The organism is Enterococcus sp. AZ095a (genome assembly GCF_050546735.1).
GTDB classification, from domain to species: domain Bacteria; phylum Bacillota; class Bacilli; order Lactobacillales; family Enterococcaceae; genus Enterococcus_D; species Enterococcus_D entomosocium.
In genome coordinates this window covers 2,922,756-2,943,903 of sequence record NZ_CP172953.1, presented here as the reverse complement: position 1 = coordinate 2,943,903, position 21,148 = coordinate 2,922,756, and the positions used below count along the sequence as shown (strand labels likewise).

Genomic DNA, 21,148 nt, shown 5'->3' with positions numbered 1-21,148 from the left:
CTTTTATGGCTCTGAGACGCTTGCGGCTTGTTTTTGCCAAGCATCATATTTTAACAATAAGTACTCGATCACAAAGAAAAGTGTGGCGGTCGTTTCAAAGGGAGCGATCGCATTTTCGGTTGACTGGATCTCTGGATTTAAAAAGAAAATCGTTTCAGAACAGAGTTTAGAAACCGTTGAGTTTCTCAGCTTCGTGATCCCGATCGTGTTGATATTGCGCTGTTTCAGTTGCTTTGCTAGTTTGACAACGGTGGGTGACTCACCGTTTAAAGTAATCAAAATCACTAAATCATCTGGCTCGATGATGCGATAAAATTGTTCATTGACTGAGATCGCACCAAAATCGTAGACAAGTAGTCCATTAGGCAAAAATAAGAGTTTCATATAATTGGAAACAAGGTTTTGAATGTCCCCTGAACCATAGACAAAGATTCGTTTGGCATGAGCCATCATCTTGCACAATGCTGTAAAATCTTTCTTTTTTAAATTTTCAATCGTTTGAATATGATTGTCTAGAATTTCGCCTTCAATCTCAGAGAGTAGGGCATTTTCTTGTTGTACCTCGTTCTTTAAATGGTATTTGAATTCTGAAAAGCCATCAAAGCCGATTTTTTGACAAAAGCGCATAATCGTCGTCCTAGAAACGATGCACTCCTTGGCTAAATCATTGATGGACATTGCCAAGCAGTGCTTTTTGTGAGTGGTGATGTAGGACCAGATCAAAAAGTCATTCTCGGTTAATCTTGACTGGTAGGTAGTGATACGGTCTTGCAGCATAGGCTATCTCCTCATTTTATCTCTCCATTGATTCTGTGTGACAATTCACATTTTATGTGAAAAAAACCTTTCAAATGTGAGAAACTTTTAAACAACGGAAAAGGGTTTCATAGCATCATTTTAATAGTAAAATGAGAATCAGTAAAGCGCTTAACTAAAAAACGTGAAGGACGAAAAACTATGATGAAAAAAATTCAAAGGTTCGGCGGAGCGATGCTGGCACCGGTCATGCTGTTTTCCTTTTTCGGGATCGTTATCGGCTTTTCTCTGCTATTTTCGAATCAGACGATTATGGGGGATATCGCAGCACCAGATACCCTCTGGTTCAAATTTTGGAATGTGATCGCAGCAGGAGGCTGGACGCCCTTCTTCCAATTACCGCTTTTATTTGTAGTAGGGCTGCCGATCAGTCTAGCTAAAAAATACGCCGCTCGCGCTACGATGGAGGCACTCGTTACTTATATCGCTTTTAATTATTTTGTAAATGCAATTTTAACTTTGTGGCCAGAATCATTTGCGGTAGATTTAGCTCAAGGGGCAACTGCTGGTTCTGGGTTGACCTCGATTGCAGGAATCATCACCTTAGATACCGGCATGATGGGCGGCTTGCTGATTTCGGGAATCGTTGTCTATCTCCACAATCGCTTCTATGAAAAAGAATTGCCAGAAATGCTGTCGAATTTCAGCGGATCAGTCTTTGTAACCATGATTTCCTTTTTTGCCATGGTTCCTTTGGCAGTACTCATGTGTTTTGTCTGGCCAGTTATCCAAGAGGGAATGAGAAGCATGCAAGGCTTTTTCATTGAATCAGGAAACTTCGGTGTCTTTATTTATCAGTTCTTGCAAAAAATACTGATTCCAACAGGCTTGCATCACTTTGTTTATGCACCGTTTGCCTATGACAGTGCGGTTGTCGAAGGGGGAATGGCCGTTTATTGGGCCTCCCACATTGGCGAGTTCCAAACTACTGCGTTTTCGCTGAAAGAGCTCTATCCGTTTGGCGGTTTCTCACTATCAGGAATGTCGAAAGTCTTTGGAACGGCAGGTCTGAGTTTAGCGATGATCCAAGCGGCTCGGCCTGATAAAAAGAAAAAAGTGATCGCATTGATTGCACCGGCAGCATTGACGGCTATTTTGACCGGAATCACTGAACCAATCGAGTTTACTTTCTTGTTTGTTGCACCAGCATTATGGTTTGTTCATGCTTTACTGGATGCTTCGATCGCCACAATCTCCTATGCTTTCGGGGTTGTCGGGGACTTTGGCGGCGGATTGATCAACTGGTTAGGTCTAAATTGGCTGCCCTTGTGGAAATTTCACAGTTCAACTTATATTACCCAAATCATTATCGGGCTGATTTTTACCGCTATCTGGTATTTTGTGTTCTCCTTTATGATCAAGAAGTTCAACTTAAAAACGCCTGGACGTGAGGATGATACTGCAGCAATGCAGTTGTATACAAAAGCAGATTATGACAACAAAAAGCAAGATGAAAAATTACCAAAACATGTGCGGCAAGCACAGGCCTATATGCACTTGGTAGGTGGGAAAGACAATGTCATTGATGTAACGAATTGTGCGACACGGCTGCGTTTGACTGTTAAGGATGCCGACAAAGTTGCAGATAGTACGCAGTTTCAAGAAGCAGGTGCCTCAGGATTGGTCAACCCTGGAAATGGCGGCATTCAAATCATTGTAGGATTAACGGTACCAACGGTTAGAGAATCATTCGAAGAACTAATGGCCGAATAAAACAGAATCACAAGGAGGAACAAGTACCATGAGTAAGAAAAAAAGTTCAATTTTAATTGCAGGTGGCGGAAGTACCTATACACCATCGCTAGTTATGATGTTATTAGAAAGTCAAGAGCGCTTTCCAGTTAGAAAAATCAAATTTTATGACAACGATGAAAAGCGACAAGAAACCGTAGCAAAAGCTTGTGCGATCATTATTGCCGAGCGAGCGCCAGAAGTACAGTTCGAATATTCAATCGATCCAAAGGAAGCTTTTACGGATGTCGATATCGTAATGGCACAGCTTCGTGTCGGCAAATATGCTATGCGGGAACAAGATGAGAAAATTCCTTTCAGGCATAATGTTGTCGGACAAGAGACCTGCGGACCTGGTGGTTTAGCTTATGGCCTGCGCTCGATTGGACCGATCTTAGAACTAGTCGACTACATGGAAAAATACTCGCCAGATGCCTGGCTTTTGAACTATTCCAACCCAGCAGCAGTCGTTGCCGAAGCGACCAGAAGATTCCGACCAAATTCAAGAATCATCAATATTTGTGATATGCCAGTTTGTTTGGAAGATATCATGGCGCGAGTGATTGGGTTGAAGGATCGGAAAGAATTTGAGACGAGCTATTTCGGCTTGAATCATTTTGGCTGGTGGACCAGCATCAAAGACCATGACGGCAATGACTTGATGCCACAAATCAGTGCGCATGTTCAAAAGTACGGCTACACCGAACAAACACAAAAAGGCCAGCATAAAGAAAGCAGTTGGCTGGAAACGATGTGGGCGGCTAAAGATCTGCACGAAATTGAACCAGAATTTTTATCGAATACCTATCTGAAATATTATTTGATGGCTGATGAAACGGTGGCTCATGCGGACAAAGAGTATACCCGTGCCAATGAGATCATTGACGGACGAGAGAAGTATGTGTTTGATGAATGCCGACGAATCGTTGCAAACAACACAGCAGTTGATACAACATTTGCCTCAAACGAACATGCTTCCTTTATTACAGACCTTGCTTGCGCACTAACCTTTAATACGAAAGAACGCATGATTCTTATTGTTGAAAACAACGGCGCAATTGCCAACTTTGCCCATGATGCAATGGTGGAACTGCCTTGTCTAGTTGGAAAAGATGGCTACGAAGTCTTGTCGATCGGTGATATTCCAACATTCCAAAAGGGATTGATGGAGCAGCAGATCGCATCTGAAAAATTGGCAGTTGATGCTTGGGAACAAGAGTCTTACCAAAAATTGTGGCAGTCCTTTACTATGAACAAAACTGTACCAAGTGCGAAAGTCGCCAAAGAAATATTAGATGAAATGATTGTGGCGAACGAACCATATTGGCCAGAACTTAAATAGGTCCAGCAGGTAAAAAGGAAAGGGATCGGCTGAAGGAATTTCCTTCAGCCGATCATAAACAAAGAATGGAAATCAAACACAAATTTCAAGTAATCTATTTTGTTCAATATGCAACGATGGCGATTTTGATGACACAAATCGTTCCTTTTTTAACTGAGCAAGGCTATGATGCGCTTGAAAGAGGCTGGTTTTTAGCCTCCTACAGCATCACGACAATTCTTTTTCAGTTAGTGATCGGCTATTATTCGGACAAGAGCAAACGATTAAAACGTATTTCGCTGCTTCTGATGATCTTTCTGGTTTTCTTCTCCATTAGTTTTTATTGGTTAGGAAAAGACCACTGGCTGATCCATTTTCTGGTATTGGCTATTGCGGGTGGATTAGCCAATACAACAGCAACGGTGCTCGATAACTGGGTATTATCGGAGTCCAGTACTTCAAAAAGAATTGCTTCAATCAAAGCAAACGGCTCTTTAGGGTGGAGTATGATGAGTGTCTGCGTGCCATTCTTTTTATTTTCCAATAATTATCGCTGGTTTAGTTTGCCGCTGCTCCTCTTTTTGCTTATCAATTATACATTTTCACGAACGATCCCAGAGAAAAACGCCTTACCGCAAAAGCAAGGAACAGCAACAAACAGCGGTGTCTCGCTGGCAGACATTCTTCTGTTATGCAAAGACCGACGCTTTTTGGTTTATACGGGACTGTTCTTTCTCTTGTACTTGACGATCGTTGCGAACAATACGGTCGTTATCGACAAGCTGATTACAATGGAAAGAGGCAGTGAATTTGTTGGTCTGAAATGGTCGATCCAATCCTTTTGTGAAATTCCAGCGTACCTTTTGCTGAATCGCATGATTGCTAAATGGAAAAATGAGCGCTTGATTTTGATTGCAGGCATATTTTTAACCTTACAATTTTTTGTCTATTGGCTTGCTAGTAGCCCATTCTTACTTTTGGCAGCCAGTTTTCTGCAGTTTTTCACTGTACCGGCATTTACCATCGGCAGTCGAATGATTATCAGTGCTATTACACCGCCAGCTGTTTTTTCTTCTGGACAACTGATATCGATCAGTGTGTACATTGGTGCGGCATCGTTTCTTTCGCCATTAGCTGGCGGCTTTCTTTCGCAGGTGCTGTCCCTCGATACTGCCATCTTTATCTTTGGTTTATTGCCCTTCGTAGCTTTTCTTATCTATTCTAGCTGTCAGAGAACACTGTCGGCAATCTAAGGAGGAATTACGGATGCTTTTTAAAAGAAAAATAGAAATTTGTGCACCGGCAACAGGCCGACTGCTACCGATCGAAGAAGTACCAGATGAGGTATTTTCGTCTAAAATGATGGGAAATGGATTTGCCGTTTCTCATCATCACGGAAAAATCTATGCACCAGCAGCCGGGACGGTTCGAACGATTTTTCCAACACAGCATGCCTTAACCGTTGAGTTGGTGGATGGCCGTTCCCTTTTGATCCACATGGGAATTGAAACAGTGGCGTTAGCAGGGGAGCCCTTCACGATCGCGGTCCAAGAAAACCAGTCAGTCACGACAGGTGAGCTGCTGGCAGAAATGGATGTAGCAGCAGTTGAGGAAATGGGCAAAGAGACCATGGTGATCGTTGTCTTCATGGAGGAACAAGGCGGGAAGTGCCTGCGAACTGACGGCGATATTCAGCAAGGAGAAGCTGTTTTTCACTTGAAATAACCGAATAAAAAAGGAGCGCATTCTCTTAGTTTCAAAGAGAGGCGCTCCTTTTTATTTACGAACCCGTAGAAATATAGTTCTTCAAACCTACTCGCCAAAAGAAGAAGGCGGGAAAGGCAAAGAGCAGACAAACCAACGGCGATAAGATCCACCAAGGATTAGTTATGCGACCAATGACATACAAGAATGGATAATACTGAAACCAAGCCATCGGCACGACGTAGGTCAACAAACGCAAGACGTGTTTTCCGTAGATACTAAATGGGTAGCGACCAAATTCTCGGGCACCATCGGTAAAAATATTCATAAATTCAAGTCCTTGGATCGTAAAGAAGGAAATGGCGGCATACACTAAGAACAATAGGGCGAAAAAGAGGGCGCCGCAGACGATCATTAGAAAAAGAGTCAGGACATTTCCAAAATGCCAAGCAATTCCACTATTGGGAATCGCATACGCAAACAACAGCAAGGCTTGAATAAAACGACCGAGACGAGAGAACTCCATTTTGGAAGCTAAGACTTGAAAGATCAAGGATCGAGGACGCACGAGTGCCCGATCGAACTCGCCATTACTGATCATTTGTGGAAAAAGATCGAACCCGCGAAAGAAGCATTCCGCAATCGAAAAGGCAAACAAAACCGTCGCAAAGGAAAGCAGGACTTCCTCAAAGGTAAAGCCATCCACTTGATGAAACCGGGCAAACATAAACCAAATGCCTAAAAAAGCGGTAAAGGAACCTAGAAATTGTCCCAAAGCAGTTAACACAAAGGAAACCTTATACTGCATCTGACTTTTGAGATGAATACAAAAATAATGCCAATAAACCATATTCCTTAACCTCCTTGCACAACGACACGTTTGAGTGCCTGCTGCAGCCAAATTTTTCCGATCGCGATCAAAAGTACGAGCCAAAACGCTTGTAAGAGCAATGCTGAAACAAGCGCAAAGCCAGTCAGATCCCCGTTGTAAATTCGCAGCGGGACGTTTTGCATGGAAGCAAAAGGCAATAGTTCCACGAATTGGCGAAAAGGCTGTGGAAAGAAAGGCAGAGGAATGACCCCGCCAGCTAAAAATTCACCGATGGAGCTGATGACGATCCGCACCCCGATGGAGGATAATGTGTAAAAAGTCGAGATATAGACCAGCTGCGACATAGCGATCACTACACCTAAACTCAGCGCCATAGACAAAAGAAACAAGAACAGGGCAACGATGTTTGCTGGCAGAATCAAGCGATAAGGTGCTGGCAGTAAAAAGGCAATCACAAAAATCGGTCCGCAACGCAAGAGCGCTTTTGCTAAGCGATTGGCAGCCGATTGGCAAAACCAGCGGTTGTATAGATCCATCGGCCGCACAAGTTCGTAGGCGATCGTCCCTGTGGTGATGGTATTGAAAATTTCTGCCTCAAAGAACCACAACATAAATAAAGACAAAAAGGCTTGCTGGAGCCAAACATAGGAGACGGTTTGTTGAAAGGTCATGGGAAAGGCACTAGGATCTGCTTGGTAAAAGGCGTGGAATGCCAGAATTTCCATCAAGCCCCAAGCTAGTTGCGTAGCCATCCCGGCAATTGCCGCCGAGCGGTATTGCAAGGTATTGATAAAGCGAATGCGGAAAAATGCCTGATACTTCCTCATATTTGATACTCCTGATACAGCTTAGCGACCATTTCTTCGGCGGTGATACTGGCAACGGCCAAATCGGTGATCTCGACTTGATTGCTGAGCAGACTGAGCAGCTGAGCGACCGACACTTCTTTGGGATTAAGTTTCAGAACAAGGCGACCAACGTCTTTTTGAAGCAGCTGGACGTTTTCTGGCAGATGAGGTTCATTCCCTTGATAGTCGATCTCCAGCGTTTTGACATCAGAAAAACGATGCTTTAGTTCATCGAGGCGACCATCCAGCAAAATTTGTCCTTTGCCGATCAACAGAATTCGCTGTGTCAGCGCCTCGATATCTTGCATATCGTGGGTCGTCAGGATGACTGTGGTGCCTTTTTCTTGGTTTCTTTTTTTAATAAACTGACGCACGGCAATCTTTGATACAGCATCTAAACCGATGGTGGGTTCATCAAGAAATAAGATTTTGGGGTCATGGAGTAAGGAGGCGGCGATCTCACAGCGCATACGCTGACCGAGACTCAAGGACCGAGCAGGGGTTTTTAAGATCTCACCTAAATCTAGTAAGGTGACTAATTCTTCTAGGTTGCGCTGATAACTAGCAGCGTCGACTTTGTAGATATCACGGATCAAATCAAAGCTGTCATTGACGGGGACATCCCACCAGAGTTGACTGCGCTGCCCGAAGACGACGCCGATGTCTTTGACATGTTGAATACGTTCTTGCCAAGGCGTACGACCATTGATGTGACAAATGCCTTGATCAGGGGTCAAAATCCCGCACATGATTTTTATGGTGGTACTTTTTCCAGCACCATTAGGCCCGATGTAGCCAACCATTTCGCCTTCATTGATGGTAAAGCTGATGTCTTGCAACGCATGGACGGTGGTGGTTTCACGAGAAAGAAATGCTTTGGCTGCTTGGCGAAAGCCGCTTTTTCGCTTGGACACTTGGAAGGTCTTGCTGAGGTGTTCTACTTGGATCATTTGGATTCACTCACTTTCTTTTGACAAACGCGACAAAAAGAGCATTCGAAATCGAATACTCGCAACGAGTTGGTCCAAACGAACATGGTTGGGGCAGCGGTTCGTCAGCCAAACAAAAGTAGGAACAGTGTAGCATAAGAGAGCGCTTTTTTCAAACACTACTTATATTTTTTTGAGGGCAGCGAAAGAAAAAACGTGGTTTGTTGGATAAAATACGCAAAATAACTGTTTTTATTTTTTATTTGTTGTAAATACTGAGGAAACTCAGTATCATTAGAAACAAGCCGATAGCGGCTAAGCAGTTTCTGGATATATGGGGAACCAAGTGATGGACTGTGTCATGATTTGTCGTAACCCAATCCTGCAAAATGCAATGAGCAAACAATGGAGGAGAGCATGAAAGCATTAAAGAACTTATTTATTTTGATTGGCTTATTCTTACTAAGTCAAGTAGGGATGACCGTATTCAGTGTGGTAAAAATCTATTATTTGGAAGCAGGAGAGCCGAGGATTCCTGCGATGATGAGCTACGGGTTGATTGCCTTGCTTTTGGCAAACATTGGCCTACTGATGTATTTGGCTCGGAAGCTAGGACTTGCCACCTTTGACTTTGGGTGGTCAACGAAGCGCAACTGGCTATGGATCATCGGTGGTTTTGTTTTAGGTCGATTCGTTGCTGTTGGTGGTACCATGTATCTGCAGCATATATCCGATCAAGAGGCGACCGCGAATGATGCATTGTTAGGGGAACTGTTTACAGGCGAAAATCCGCTTTTGATCTTCCTATTGATCGCTGTGGCGGCGCCAATCATGGAAGAAATTGTTTTCCGTGGTGGGTTTATCGGCCTTTTATTCAAGAAATACCCGATAGTCGGGATCATTTCAAGTGTAGCCGTTTTTAGTATCATCCATTCCGTCACCAATCTGGTCGAGTTTTTGATCTACGGTGCTATGGGGCTGATCATGGCGTTGATTTATGTAAAAACCAAGCGCTTAGAAACAGCCATCGCCATGCATTTTCTCAATAATGCCTTGGCGGCGATCGCAATGATCTTGTTAGGTTAAGAAGTCAGCAAAAAACCACCGATCAAAACGATTCGGTGGTTTTTGTTTACTCTGGCAGTTGTCCTTGTTCAAAGGGTAATTGTTCCAGTTCTTCTGCAGTAAAGAGGAGATCGCCTTCGTCTTCGATAGAAAATGCGTCACCTGCTGCAGATTTTTGATAGGCGCGCGCTTTATTCATATTACGAAGATAAAGATCCTTGTTTGCATTTAATTCTGGTGCAGCTAAATTGTCTTCGCGATTGCTGCGAATGACGATTTTGCTTGTTTGCGTGCCAAAATGAAAACCGTGATAACCCGAAACCATTAATTGGCTGGCATTTTCGCTGCTGTATTCTTTATAACCCGATAGACGGCCCGTTTTTACCATTGGCCGATCGATCGTATAAGTGATCAAGTATTCCGTATCTTCAGGCAGCTGAATCACTTGTCCGGTTTCCTGATTCGTTATCTCAGTGGCAGGCAAGTGGTACTTTTTAATAGAAGTGATCGTTAGGTCTTCTTTTGTGAAAAAGACTGGATCGATCCAAAATCCTGCCAGCAAAATCGTACTTAAGCTAATACTGAGAACAGTCAAAAGGGCGATCAATACGAGGCCAATTCGTTTTCGGTGGGTGGTCAGATTGAGTTCTTGGACCATCTGTTTGTCTTCTTTTAATAAATAGTCCAAGGTCAATTCAAAATAGTTGCTCAGTTTGACTACTTGGTCTAGATCAGGATAGCTCTTGCCGTTTTCCCATTTTGAAATCAGTTGCCGAGTGACAAAAAATTCCTGCGCCAATTGTTCTTGCGTGAGATTTCGTTTGGTGCGTTCTTCTTTAATAATTTTCCCAATATCCATGTGTCTGTTTTGCCTCCATCATTCTTCTTATATATTATAGCAAACTCTTTTCTATGCGAACGAGGATCTATGAAATTAACGATGCAACAAAGGGTAACATCCTTTATTTATCAATGTTTCTACTTGTTGCACTGTCTTTCTATTCTGGAAGCTTTCAGTGCTGGTCAGAAAAAGAAAGGTCCAGTAGAGTGAAGTATGTTTGATCAAATTTGACGGAGAAAGGAGAAACGATCGAATGAAGACAAAACACCTTATGGTTCCAATTGGCTATACCCAATTCTTCGCTTCCTTACTGGTGATTCTCGTTCACTGTGGTCGACTGGCAGAAAACAACGGGCTTCATTTTTTGTTAAAGAGTCTCTTATGTCGTTTGGCGGTTCCTTTTTTTCTGCTGCTGAATGGCTATTTTTTTCAAAAGAGCACCTGTTCATGGCAGCAATGGTGCAAACGACAACTCAAGCTTTATTTGCGTTGGTCGATCGTGTATCTTCCCTTAGGTTGGTTTTATTTAGGACAGCAAAATCTTGCCGATCCATTACGGGTCATCGGTTTGGCTGCTGGCTTTTTAACAGTAGGGGTCTGGTACCATCTTTGGTATTTTCCAGCGTTGCTCTTTGGCATGTGGTTAGTAAGGAAAACCCGTTTTCTTGGCTATCGGTGGCAGTTTTTACTGGCGATCAGTTTGTATTTGATTGGCTGTCTTGAAACGTACAGCAGTTATTTAAGTGGACCTTTATTGGTATTTTATCAAAATTATCGGACCCTATTTTTTACAACGAGAAACGGTCTTTTTTATGGGTTTCTTTTTTTGCTGTGCGGGTTTTGTTTAGGTGAACACCAGAAACGTCCTTTTTTCACGAAGCATCTTGGCAGAAAATTCGCGGTCTCTCTTTGCTTATTAGGCATTGAAGGTCGACTGGTGTATCTCAATCAGGGGGACGATAAGAATTTCATGCTGTTCTTTGTGCCGACGACTCTTTTTTTCCTTGCTTGGCTGATCAAGCAGCAACCACAAAAGCGGACTTGGCAAGCAAAACAAGCAGCTGAGGCTAGTCGATTGATCTTTCTGAGTCACCCGCTGTTTCTGGAATCCGGGAAAGTCTTTTTTTCACTAGGAGGGTTTCCGTTGTTCTTTTATACGATAGTTTTAACGGGAGCCTTTCTCGGCTTGAGGAAAGTGGGCAGCCGTTTAAAATCCTATGCTGTTGGGTTTGCTAAAAAAACAGTTGATGAAAAGAAAAGCGCCTAAAGTATTACTGTACCAAGGATAATACCAAATTGCGCCTTTTTTAAATAGCAGCAGAGTTCTAAGTTTTTCTTCATTTCAGACCCTAGACGTAGGCTTTGCAAGAAAACCTATAGTACAATAACAGCAGTAAGAGGGGAAAATCCCTGAAAAAGAGATCAACACTTGGAGGATATAGTGATGAAAAAACAGACTCGAAAACCAGCGATGATTTTAGCGACTCTCTTGGTATCTAGCCAAGTTTTATTAGCAGCACCACAAGTTTTTGCTGACGAAACCAATTCAACGACGAGCAGTTCCACTGCAACAAGCAGTTCTACCGCAACGACAGCCACTACCGACAGTCAAACAAGTACCTCTGACAGCAGTTCAGATCGTTTGCAAGTCAATGCTGTGGCGATCGGAAATGCCTTGACGAAAGCACAAGAAGACTACACACTTGAGCGCTTAGGCATCCAAGGCGAAACACCGATTTATACGACAAACGGTAATGACTTGATGAAATACATTCCCGATGGCGGCTTTACTGCAGATTGGGCGGTCTATAGCTCGGTCAGAATGCAGACTTTAGAAAGCGGGGCAGGAATCACTGTCGATATCGCGACACCAGATAACATTACCCGCATCACTGCAGCCCAGTACCAAAATGCAGCGCTGACGGCAGGAATCACTGATGCGAAGCTAACGGTCGCTTCTGCCGTACCGATCGACGGTTCCGGAGCTTTAGCTGGGGTATACAAAATCGTTGAAGAATCAGGCGGCGTCATCAATCAGAATCGAGTAGCTGTAGCTCAAGATGAGATGGATGTGCTTTCTACGATCACCGAAGAGAACAAAGACAAAGAAGGCTATTCCGATGAAGCTTTGAATGCTGCGCAAGAACAAGCGAAAACCGATTTGGCTGCTCAAACCGCAGATGGTACGGAATTGACTCAAGCAGATATTCAAGAGACAGTAGAAAAAGCCTTGAAGGACAACGGACTGGAAGGAATCGTTACGGAAAATCAAATTTCTGAATTGACCTCTTTAATGAGCGACATGCGAGACAACAATATCTTCGATGACTTCATCAAAGAATTGGATCTGTCAGAAGCTCGCAAGCAAATCGAAGAAACCTCTAAGGGCCTTTGGGAAAATATCAAGAGCTTCTTTAGCGGCATCTGGTCTTCGATCACCGGTGTCTTCGGCAATGACTCAAATGAATCAAATAACAGCAGCGAATCAACGGTTGATTCTGGACAATAAGCATTTTACAAAATAACGTATTTCGCTTGTATTAAGAAAAAAGAGAAGAGCGCAGGGGAAGGAGCAGGGACGCTAGTGCACATCTGAGTGCTAACGATGTCCTCTGCTTTCTTTGCTAAAACAGGAGCAGTCTTTATTAAAAAAGAAGGAGGGCAATCAGATGAATTTTTTAGGCAACGTGATTTGGTTTGTCTTTGGCGGCTTGATCGGTGCGATCTCATGGTTTTTGGCTGGGTGTTTATGGTGTATTACCATCATCGGCATTCCCATTGGTCTGCAATGTTTTAAGTTTGCGACTTTGTCATTAGCACCATTTGGGAAAGACATCGTTTACCGTGGCGGTGGCGTGTCCGTGATTCTCAATATTTTATGGTTGATTTTTTCTGGTATACCACTGGCTTTAGGACATTTAGCTAGCGCAGTCCTTCTAGCCATCACGATCATCGGCATTCCATTTGCGGCGCAATCATTGAAAATGGCGCGCTTAGCGTTGATGCCCTTTGGAGCAGAGATTGTGTCTAGTCGTTATTGATTTACCCCAAAAAATAGTCTTAAAAAACCACATTACAGAGCGGATAGCTTTGTGATGTGGTTTTTTTGCGAATATCAGCAAGAGTAAGGGACAAGATTTTTGGCAGGCTCACCGCAGTTGAATTTCAGAACTGAAAAAGTTGTTAAGAAACCAAAGAAGAGGACAGGAAAAAACACACAAGTTTTTTTGCATATCAACCGTGATTCACAAAAGATTTAGCGAAACACAGAAAAATGTTAAGTTTTTTTCTTCCCTTCTCAGGGTTCTTTGATTTTTGAAATGGAGCGCCGAATTTTGGCAATCGATTGTTGTGCTTTGTCTCGATTAATAAACATTAAGATGACATAGAGGGAATCCATGATGCTCAGTTGAGCGATTCTGGATGCCAATGCCTCTGAGCGAAACTCAGTTTCTTCGGAAATAGAGATGAAAACCACGTCGCCGAGTTTGGCTAAAGGAGAAGCAGCATGGCTAGTAATGACGATAATTTTGGCACCATTGTTTTTGGCAACTTGAGCTAGTTCAATGGTTTCTCTTGATTTTCCAGTATGAGAGATAAAAATGCCGCAATCATCTGGCGTCAACAATGAAGCCTCCATCAGTTGGATGTGATAATCACTGCTGTGGAAAACAGTGATCGGCGAGCGCAAAAATTTGTGATAGGCATCGGTTGCCACGATTTCTGAACCACCAACGCCGAAGAAAAAAAGTCGTTTAGATTTATTGATCATTGCAGCAGCAATCTTTAAATCTTCTTCTTTTAAAAGATTTTTGGTATCAGTCAGTGTGGTCATATTGGAATCAAATACTTTTTGAGCCATAGTCAATTCATTATCAGACTTCTGGATATTTTCATGGATCGAAATGGCAGAAAAATCATTTTCCTGCATCAGCATTGCCATTTTGAAGTCTTTAAATCCGTTGTAACCGAGTTTTTTTGTGAATTGAAAAAAGGTCGAATCAGCGATGCCTAATTCATTGGATAAATCACTGATTGAACTGTGGCTGACTTTACTAGGATTTTCCAAAATGTAGTCGGCAATCGCTTGTTCTTTGAGACTTAAGTCTTTATAAAGCGTTTTTATTTGCAGTCGAATCGAAACAGTCAAAGACGGTTACCTCCTTTATATGAACATTATCATCTTTGTATTGTTACGTTACCTCTTTTAAAGAAAAAAAGCAAATAAAAATTATTTTTATTTTTATTGTTTACAAAAAAATATTTTTTTGTATAATGGAAGTATGAAATGGAGGCGCTATCATGGAGGTAGGAATTATCGGACTTGGAAAAATGGGATTGAACTTAGCCCTCAATTTAAAAGATCAAGGTTATCAAGTAAAAGGGCTGGATCTTTCGGTACATGCGCAGAAAACAGCGCAAGAAGCTGGAATCACACTCTATCAAACGCTAGCTGATTTGACGAATTCCTTTAGCGGCCGACGGATTTTATGGTTGATGCTTCCTGCGGGAACGGTGACTGAGGGGGTTCTTGAAGAACTATGGACCCTTGTATCAGCGAAAGATATCGTGATTGAAGGCGGAAATTCTAATTACAAAGATTCGATTCGCCGAGCAGCCTGGTTTAAAGAAAAAGAGGTGCATTACTTTGATTGTGGGACTTCTGGTGGGGTTTCCGGAGCTAGAAAAGATGCATGTTTGATGATTGTCGGGAATGAGATCGCTTTTTTAGAGGTGGAATCTTTGTTTGCAGATGTGGCTGTTTTAGGAGGCTACCTTTACGCAGGGGAATCAGGAAGCGGTCATTTTCTAAAGATGGTCCATAACGGTATCGAATATGGAATGATGCAAGCGATCGGTGAAGGCTTTCAATTGATTGAACAAAGTGCCTATAACTTTGATTTGGCTTCCGTCGCGGAGGTATGGAATCATGGATCGGTTATTCGCAGCTGGCTGATGGAAATCGCAGCGGCCCAATTTAATGAGAGCCCTAAGTTGGAGGAATATCGCGGGGTTGTTGCAGCTTCTGGTGAAGCTAGGTGGACAGTGGAAACGGCTTTGGAGATGAATGTTGCTGTACCGACGATCGCTATGAGTTTGTTTATGAGAAATTTGTCCCAAGAAGAAGACAGTTTCTCAGCAAAAGTCGTCTCTGCGCTAAGGAATGGTTTTGGTGGTCATGAGATTGTTGCAAAAGAGTAAGGAGGAAGAATATGGAACAGTTTAAGATCGCTATAGTGAATTCCAGCAGCTTTGGAAAAATCTTTCCGCAACATATCGAGCGGTTGAAAGCAATCGGAACTGTCAGTCCTTTCACGTTCGATAGCGAAATCAACGGGAAAGAATTGGCAGAAAAGCTTAAGGGATACAACATCATTATAGCAAGTGTTACCCCATTTTTTACCAAAGAATTTTTTGAGTACAAAGATGAATTGCTACTGATCACACGCCACGGGATCGGCTATAACAATATTGATTTAGAAGCAGCGAAGGACCACCAAACGATTGTTTCGATCATTCCAGCTTTGGTCGAGCGTGATGCAGTAGCAGAAAATAATGTGACCAATCTATTGGCGCTTCTGCGCTGTACAGTTGAATCGAATACAAAAGTCCGCGAAGATCAATGGGAAAAACGAGCGAACTTTGTCGGACGCGCACTATTTAACAAGACAGTAGGCGTGATTGGTGTCGGCAATACTGGAAGTTGTGTAGTAGAAATATTGAGAAATGGTTTCCGCTGCGAGATTTTGGCATACGATCCATATAAGTCCGCTTTGCATATTCAAAGCTATGGCGGAAAAAAAGTCGAGCTAGACGAGCTGCTAGCAAAATCAGATATTATTTGTCTATGTGCTAACTTGACGGAGGAAAATTATCATATGATTTCCTTTGAAGAAATTTCAAAAATGAAAGATCAAGTGTATCTCTCCAATAGTGCCCGTGGCGCACTTTTGAATGAAGAGGCAATTGTAAGCGGATTAAAAAGTGGGAAAATCGCTGGTCTTGCCACCGATGTCTTAGAGGAAGAGCCTGGTCATAAAGATCATCCGTATTTAGCTTTTGAAAATATAGTTATGACACCGCATACATCAGCTTATACTATGGAATGCTTAGAAGAGATGGGAAACAAATGTGTAACGGATATTGAACGAATCGTTAAGGGACTGCTGCCAGACCGTGCTGTTCAAGCGGAAAGTCGGTTTTTGGCTGTATAAAGGAGAGTGAAGCTCGTGCTAACGGATTTAAAAGTAAAGGTTGGACCGCAAGTTTATCGTTACCATGAAGGCGCGATCGACTATGTGCCGGAAGTATTAAAAGAGTACAAAGTAAAACGACTGCTGCTCGTACATGGAACGGTTTCATGGGAAAAAGCGAAACCAAAATTACCCTTTTTAGAAGATGGGCATTTGGAAATTTTTTATCATCGCTACACAGGAGAATGTAGCTATTATGGCGCTGGACTGATTGCTGATCTTGTTGAAGAACTGGCGATCGATTTTATTCTGGGGGTTGGTGGCGGGAAGTTAGCCGACTTAGTGGGATATGCAGCACATGTAGTCAATCGACCCTTTGGACTGATCCCAACATTGGCCAGTAATTGTGCACCATGGACACCCTTGTCTGTCATGTATAAAGAGTCGGGAGAATCTGAAGGGAAGTCGGAACACTATTTAAGACAGGCTGCTTTTTTGATTACCGATCCGACGTTAGTGATCGATGCACCAGTCTCCTACTTTATCGCCGGTTTAGCAGATACGTTGGCAAAGTGGATTGAATCGGAAGCAATCTTAGCCCAACCACATTTGAAAAATGAGCCTTTCTTGCAACTGGCAGGCTATACAGCAAAATTATGCGAAACAGCTATTTTGACACAATCGAAACAAGCGATTGAAGATATGAAGCGGCAGGAAGTGACAGACGCCTTTTGTCATTTGTCGGAGATCGTTATTGCAGTTGCTGGAATGGTAGGCGGGCTAGGCGATAAATATGCCCGCAATGCAGCGGCGCATGCGATGCATGATGCCATCAGTAAATATCTGCCTGAGAGTCATCGTTTTCTTCACGGGGAAAAGGTTGCCTATGGGATGTTTTATCAATTAGCGCTTGAAGAAAAATGGACGGTCATCGATCAGTTGATCCCCTTTTATCAAGAATTGCACTTACCAATGAGTTTACATCAAATGGGTATTTTTCCTGAAGATGCACAAGTCATTGATCAGTTGGTGCAGTTCATAGATTCAAAAGAAAAAGTACACTTGATTCCAGTCTTAATCACCAAAGAACGCTTGAAAGAAGCTGTTCTTGATTTAGAAAACTATTTGAAAGAAGTTTAGGAGGAGGAAAAATGGATACATTAAGTGTTACACAAAGTTTACTGATTGCGCTATGGGTTGCAGCAGTCATGTCTCGTTGGCTCGGCGGAGGCGCCACACTGACTTTACGTTTTTCACCGTTGATGACGGGATTAGTTGTCGGACTGGTGATGGGAAATGTGCCTCAAGCCATGATCGTCACTGCCGCTTTACAAATGATTTACATGGGGGTATTTTCTCCCGGCGGATCCATGCCGGCGGAACCTTCGATTGCAGCGGCGATTGCCGTACCGGTAGCTTTGCTAGGAAATCTGCAACCAGAAGCAGCGATTGCTGTTGCCGTACCTGTTGGTTTGCTAGGGAGTTATTTGTATCAGTTCCGTTTCTTTATCAATACCTTCTTAGGAAAATATACGGATAAAGCAGTGGAAGATCTTAATGACAAAGCAATGACTCGTTCAATTATTTTATACCCAACGCTGGCTTCATTTATTTTATTTGTTCCGCTGGTATTTATTGCACTTTATTTAGGCGCTCCACTGATTGCTGATGTCATCAATGCTCTTGAGGGGACAGTCGTTATCCATATTTTAGAAGTAGTCGGCGGCGGATTGGCAGCGATCGGGATTGCAACTACCGTCTATGTGATCGGTCGAAAAGATTATATGGTCTTTTTCTTCTTGGCCTATTTCATGAGTGTAGTTTTCAGTTCGCTAGAAATTACCATGGTCACCTATGCGATTTTTGGTATTTTGATCGCGTTGATTTTTGTTCAGTCACAAAAAGGAAAATTGGCCCCAGCCCCAGAAACGAATACAGCATCACCATCCTTTGATGATGACGATGACTATGATGACGGGTTCTAATCGATAAGGAGGAGCAGTAATGACCGAAATAATTCAAAAAGCGCAAGGCGCACCGGAAGAAATCACGAAGAAAGATGTCACAAAAGCATACCTAAGATGGCATTTCGCCAATGAGATCCCGCATTCGTTTGAACGGTATTTATCACCATCGCTTTTATACGCCATGATGCCGATTTTGCGCAAACTTTACAAAGACGATGAGGCACTGAAAGCTGCCTACAAACGCCAACTGTTGTTTTTCAATACCCAGCTAAGTTGGGGTGGCGGTGTTATTACTGGGCTGATGTCATCAATGGAACAACAGCGGGCCGAGGAAGAGCATGAGAAAAAAGAGATCTTGATGCAGGATGATCTAATGTACAACACGAAAGCTGGTTTGATGGGTGCTTTAGCAGGAATCGGGGATGCCATCGACTCAGGAACCGTTCAATATATCTTTATTGCGATTGCCGTCCCTTGGGCACAGCAAGGAAGTCCGCTAGGTGCGTTGTTTCCGTTCATTTGCTTTGCACTGTATCAAGTTTCTCTAGGAATGTTTTTTGCCCGCCAAGCGTTCTCAATGGGACGCAACGCAACTGGCTTGATGCAGAGTACAGGTGTTCAAACTGCCATTGAAACACTGTCGGTTCTCGGTTTGTTTATGATGGGGGTTCTGGCTGGAAACTATGTCAAAGTCAGTTCTTCGCTGCAGTTTGATATTTCTGGACGAGAATTTATTATCCAAGATATCCTTGATCAGATTGTACCAGGGATCTTGCCGTTAGCAGTTGTAATGGGCGTCTACTGGTTCTATACAAAGAAAGGATTAAAAGTCACGCAAGCATTGCTATGGCTGACTTTGATTCTGATTATTTTAGCCGGTGTCGGTATTTTATAAGAAAAGGAGTGTCAAAAATGGGTGTAGTAAATTTAGCACGAGTAGACGAGCGATTGATCCATGGGCAGGTCATGATGACCTTGTCGCAAAAAAGCGGAGTCAATTCGATCTTTGTAGTGGATGAAGTAGTAGCTAAGGATAAGTTCATGCGGGAACTATACAAAAATGCCGGTAGCCGAACAGGGCAAAAAACGATCGTCGTTACACCAGAAAAAGCCAAATTTTACTGGGATGAATACAACTTCAAAGATTACAACTGTATCTTGATCGCCAAAACCGTCAGCGTGATGTACGACTTAGTCAAACACGGCGTGCCGATGAAAGAATTGAACATAGGCGGTATTGCCCAAAAAGATCCCGAGAAGGATCTCTTGGTAACAAAATCTGTTTATTTAAATCAAGCTGATGCGCAAAAACTCAAAGAAATGAATGAAGAATATGGTGTGGAATCAATCTATTTTCAGGCAACGCCTTCTGCACCGAAATCAACACTGAAGGATGTTTTGAAACAGTTCAAGTTATAAGTAGCATACTAATTCATTTATATCTAAGGAATATTGTGAGGGAAGCTGGGGGATCTCGCAAGGAAAAGAGGTCCTCCAGTGTCAGTAATTTGTGAATAGGAGAATCTGCCATGAATCAAACAGAAGCATTTCGTGATTGGCTTTTTCGTTATCGATATGTCTATCGGTCGCGATCAACGGATAAAAGCAAACAAAGATTTTTGAAGGCACTCATCGCGGATATCATTCCATTTCGCAAAGACCTTCAGGTGATCGAGTATGATCACACGAAAAAAAACGCCTCACGCAATTTGTATGTTGGTGATCTGACCAAAGCAAAACGGATCATCTGCACATATTATGATACACCGCCAGAGCATTTCGGCGATTACCATTTTTTTGATCGGCAGGAGCAAGGCCGTAAAACAAATCAATTTATTCTGACTGCTTCAGCAGTGATGATTCTTTTAGGGTTGTTAGGTACCTGGCTTTATATCCACTTTGCCTCAGGGAGATTTCCCTTATTGTCTTGGCAAACAGCGCTTTTTGCTTCAGGGGTCGGTATTTATTTTCTGCTATTAAATCGCGTAAGCCGCGGGGCAGGATTTCAGCAAAATCTAACCCGCAATACCTCCTCTATCTTAGCGCTGCTGTCCCTAATCAGTCAAAACAGTCAAACAACGACGGCCTTCGCATTTCTTGATGAAGGAAGTTACGGAGAACGCGGGTTGGAAGTGTTACGTGATTCAGTAAGGCCGAATGCGAAGATTTATTATTTAGATTCTATTGGTGCCGATGCTCCGATTCGAGCTATCGGCAAGCAATTCAATGAAGGGCAACTCCAGCAGTTGTCAATCGAACACAGTAGTGAAGCAATGGGCAGCATCAACTATCTGTTTTGTGCAGAAAAGCAACAGGATCAGACGTATGTGTTGCCTAAAAAACAATTAAAGCAAAAAGAGCTGAATAGTAGGAATATGCAAAAAGTCCTTGCGTTATTTGGTTAGGAAGCGAAAAAGGAGGAACAACATTTGTTAGGAATCGTATTGGCAACTCACGGACAGCTGAGTACTGGTTTTAAAGATGCCGCAGAGGTGATCATGGGCAGTGTCGAAAATATTGCGGTCGTTAATTTGAACCACGGAGAGGATATTCAACTTCTGGGAAACAAAATCCATGAAGCAATCCATGAAACAGATCAAGGGGACGGTGTCGTGGTGTTTGCTGATCTATTGAGTGCCAGTCCCTACAATCAGTCGGTTGTAACGATCAATCAATTAGATGAACCACTTCAGGAAAAGACGTATGTGATCGGCGGAGTGAATCTACCGATGGTATTAGAAGCAATCAATCATCAATTTTTGGCGACACCGATTGAACAGGCGGTGGCAGCAGTGATCCAGCAAGGAGAAAACAGTGTAGCGCTTTGGCACAATTCTTCAGCAGGTGATAGTAGCGAAGAAACTGATGAGGACGATGATTTTTAAAAACGAAAGGGTGAC

22 protein-coding genes are annotated in these 21,148 nt (G+C 42.8%); 16 read left to right on the top strand and 6 right to left on the bottom strand.

Annotated elements, in window-relative coordinates; translation table 11 throughout:
- Window positions 1-3 precede the first annotated feature (3 nt).
- Window positions 4-777 (bottom strand): MurR/RpiR family transcriptional regulator, encoded by a 774-nt coding sequence (locus tag IGJ26_RS13520; RefSeq protein ID WP_010749961.1) that lies wholly within the window; start codon window positions 775-777, stop codon window positions 4-6.
- A 180-nt stretch (window positions 778-957) separates the two neighbouring features.
- Between IGJ26_RS13520 and IGJ26_RS13515 the strand changes: the two genes are divergently transcribed.
- The 4 genes from IGJ26_RS13515 to IGJ26_RS13500 all read left to right on the top strand — a co-directional run bounded on the left by IGJ26_RS13515 (window position 958) and on the right by IGJ26_RS13500 (window position 5,593).
- Window positions 958-2,529 (top strand): alpha-glucoside-specific PTS transporter subunit IIBC, encoded by a 1,572-nt coding sequence (locus tag IGJ26_RS13515; RefSeq protein ID WP_016612789.1) that lies wholly within the window; start codon window positions 958-960, stop codon window positions 2,527-2,529.
- A 28-nt stretch (window positions 2,530-2,557) separates the two neighbouring features.
- Complete coding sequence (locus tag IGJ26_RS13510) at window positions 2,558-3,889, top strand: 6-phospho-alpha-glucosidase (RefSeq protein WP_194199226.1); 1,332 nt, start codon at window positions 2,558-2,560, stop codon at window positions 3,887-3,889.
- 65 nt (window positions 3,890-3,954) lie between these two features.
- Window positions 3,955-5,121: an MFS transporter gene (locus tag IGJ26_RS13505; RefSeq protein WP_016612788.1), complete on the top strand. Its 1,167-nt coding sequence runs from the start codon at window positions 3,955-3,957 to the stop codon at window positions 5,119-5,121.
- A 13-nt stretch (window positions 5,122-5,134) separates the two neighbouring features.
- Window positions 5,135-5,593: a PTS sugar transporter subunit IIA gene (locus IGJ26_RS13500; RefSeq protein ID WP_016612787.1), complete on the top strand. Its 459-nt coding sequence runs from the start codon at window positions 5,135-5,137 to the stop codon at window positions 5,591-5,593.
- A gap of 55 nt (window positions 5,594-5,648) precedes the next feature.
- On the opposite strand, the gene IGJ26_RS13495 is transcribed toward IGJ26_RS13500, so the two are convergent.
- The 3 genes from IGJ26_RS13495 to IGJ26_RS13485 are packed head-to-tail and all read right to left on the bottom strand — an operon-like array spanning window position 5,649 to window position 8,202.
- The gene (locus tag IGJ26_RS13495; protein ID WP_016612786.1) at window positions 5,649-6,422 is read right to left on the bottom strand and encodes an ABC transporter permease; all 774 of its coding nucleotides are present in this window, start codon (window positions 6,420-6,422) and stop codon (window positions 5,649-5,651) included.
- A gap of 5 nt (window positions 6,423-6,427) precedes the next feature.
- On the bottom strand, window positions 6,428-7,231 hold the full coding sequence (locus IGJ26_RS13490) for an ABC transporter permease (RefSeq protein WP_086372351.1): 804 nt from the start codon (window positions 7,229-7,231) through the stop codon (window positions 6,428-6,430).
- Entirely contained in the window at window positions 7,228-8,202 is a 975-nt protein-coding gene (locus tag IGJ26_RS13485; protein ID WP_016612782.1) for an ABC transporter ATP-binding protein, read from the bottom strand. The genes IGJ26_RS13490 and IGJ26_RS13485 overlap by 4 nt, the downstream gene beginning before the upstream one ends.
- 396 nt (window positions 8,203-8,598) lie before the next feature.
- On the opposite strand from IGJ26_RS13485, the gene IGJ26_RS13480 reads away from it, so the two are divergent.
- On the top strand, window positions 8,599-9,267 hold the full coding sequence (locus IGJ26_RS13480) for a CPBP family intramembrane glutamic endopeptidase (protein WP_194199227.1): 669 nt from the start codon (window positions 8,599-8,601) through the stop codon (window positions 9,265-9,267).
- A gap of 46 nt (window positions 9,268-9,313) precedes the next feature.
- Here the strand turns inward: IGJ26_RS13480 and IGJ26_RS13475 are convergent, their stop codons facing one another.
- On the bottom strand, window positions 9,314-10,105 hold the full coding sequence (locus IGJ26_RS13475) for a helix-turn-helix domain-containing protein (protein WP_008380558.1): 792 nt from the start codon (window positions 10,103-10,105) through the stop codon (window positions 9,314-9,316).
- Window positions 10,106-10,340: 235 nt separating this feature from the next.
- Between IGJ26_RS13475 and IGJ26_RS13470 the strand changes: the two genes are divergently transcribed.
- The 3 genes from IGJ26_RS13470 (at window position 10,341) to IGJ26_RS13460 (ending at window position 13,128) form a co-directional block, all read left to right on the top strand.
- Window positions 10,341-11,354: an acyltransferase family protein gene (locus tag IGJ26_RS13470; protein WP_144330909.1), complete on the top strand. Its 1,014-nt coding sequence runs from the start codon at window positions 10,341-10,343 to the stop codon at window positions 11,352-11,354.
- Between the two features lie 177 nt (window positions 11,355-11,531).
- Entirely contained in the window at window positions 11,532-12,596 is a 1,065-nt protein-coding gene (locus IGJ26_RS13465; RefSeq protein WP_008380562.1) for a DUF1002 domain-containing protein, read from the top strand.
- A gap of 160 nt (window positions 12,597-12,756) precedes the next feature.
- Window positions 12,757-13,128, top strand: a complete 372-nt coding sequence (locus IGJ26_RS13460; RefSeq protein ID WP_008380564.1) for a YccF domain-containing protein — start codon at window positions 12,757-12,759, stop codon at window positions 13,126-13,128.
- Between the two features lie 257 nt (window positions 13,129-13,385).
- Here IGJ26_RS13460 and IGJ26_RS13455 read toward each other — a convergent pair whose 3' ends face one another.
- Window positions 13,386-14,237: a MurR/RpiR family transcriptional regulator gene (locus IGJ26_RS13455; protein WP_008380566.1), complete on the bottom strand. Its 852-nt coding sequence runs from the start codon at window positions 14,235-14,237 to the stop codon at window positions 13,386-13,388.
- A 152-nt stretch (window positions 14,238-14,389) separates the two neighbouring features.
- On the opposite strand from IGJ26_RS13455, the gene gnd reads away from it, so the two are divergent.
- The 8 genes from gnd (at window position 14,390) to IGJ26_RS13415 (ending at window position 21,133) form a co-directional block, all read left to right on the top strand.
- Window positions 14,390-15,289, top strand: a complete 900-nt coding sequence (gene gnd, locus IGJ26_RS13450; protein WP_430599690.1) for a phosphogluconate dehydrogenase (NAD(+)-dependent, decarboxylating) — start codon at window positions 14,390-14,392, stop codon at window positions 15,287-15,289.
- Between the two features lie 11 nt (window positions 15,290-15,300).
- Window positions 15,301-16,302: a D-isomer specific 2-hydroxyacid dehydrogenase family protein gene (locus tag IGJ26_RS13445; protein WP_008380570.1), complete on the top strand. Its 1,002-nt coding sequence runs from the start codon at window positions 15,301-15,303 to the stop codon at window positions 16,300-16,302.
- A 15-nt stretch (window positions 16,303-16,317) separates the two neighbouring features.
- Window positions 16,318-17,421 (top strand): iron-containing alcohol dehydrogenase family protein, encoded by a 1,104-nt coding sequence (locus IGJ26_RS13440; RefSeq protein ID WP_008380572.1) that lies wholly within the window; start codon window positions 16,318-16,320, stop codon window positions 17,419-17,421.
- 11 nt (window positions 17,422-17,432) lie between these two features.
- The gene (locus IGJ26_RS13435) at window positions 17,433-18,266 is read left to right on the top strand and encodes a PTS mannose/fructose/sorbose/N-acetylgalactosamine transporter subunit IIC (RefSeq protein ID WP_008380575.1); all 834 of its coding nucleotides are present in this window, start codon (window positions 17,433-17,435) and stop codon (window positions 18,264-18,266) included.
- A 19-nt stretch (window positions 18,267-18,285) separates the two neighbouring features.
- Window positions 18,286-19,143 (top strand): PTS system mannose/fructose/sorbose family transporter subunit IID, encoded by an 858-nt coding sequence (locus IGJ26_RS13430; protein WP_008380577.1) that lies wholly within the window; start codon window positions 18,286-18,288, stop codon window positions 19,141-19,143.
- A gap of 17 nt (window positions 19,144-19,160) precedes the next feature.
- A complete protein-coding gene (locus IGJ26_RS13425; protein WP_005234049.1) occupies window positions 19,161-19,667 on the top strand; it encodes a PTS system mannose/fructose/N-acetylgalactosamine-transporter subunit IIB in 507 nt (168 codons plus the stop codon).
- A 110-nt stretch (window positions 19,668-19,777) separates the two neighbouring features.
- Window positions 19,778-20,653 (top strand): hypothetical protein, encoded by an 876-nt coding sequence (locus tag IGJ26_RS13420; protein ID WP_008380581.1) that lies wholly within the window; start codon window positions 19,778-19,780, stop codon window positions 20,651-20,653.
- A 24-nt stretch (window positions 20,654-20,677) separates the two neighbouring features.
- Window positions 20,678-21,133: a PTS sugar transporter subunit IIA gene (locus IGJ26_RS13415; protein ID WP_061053211.1), complete on the top strand. Its 456-nt coding sequence runs from the start codon at window positions 20,678-20,680 to the stop codon at window positions 21,131-21,133.
- Window positions 21,134-21,148 lie beyond the last annotated feature (15 nt).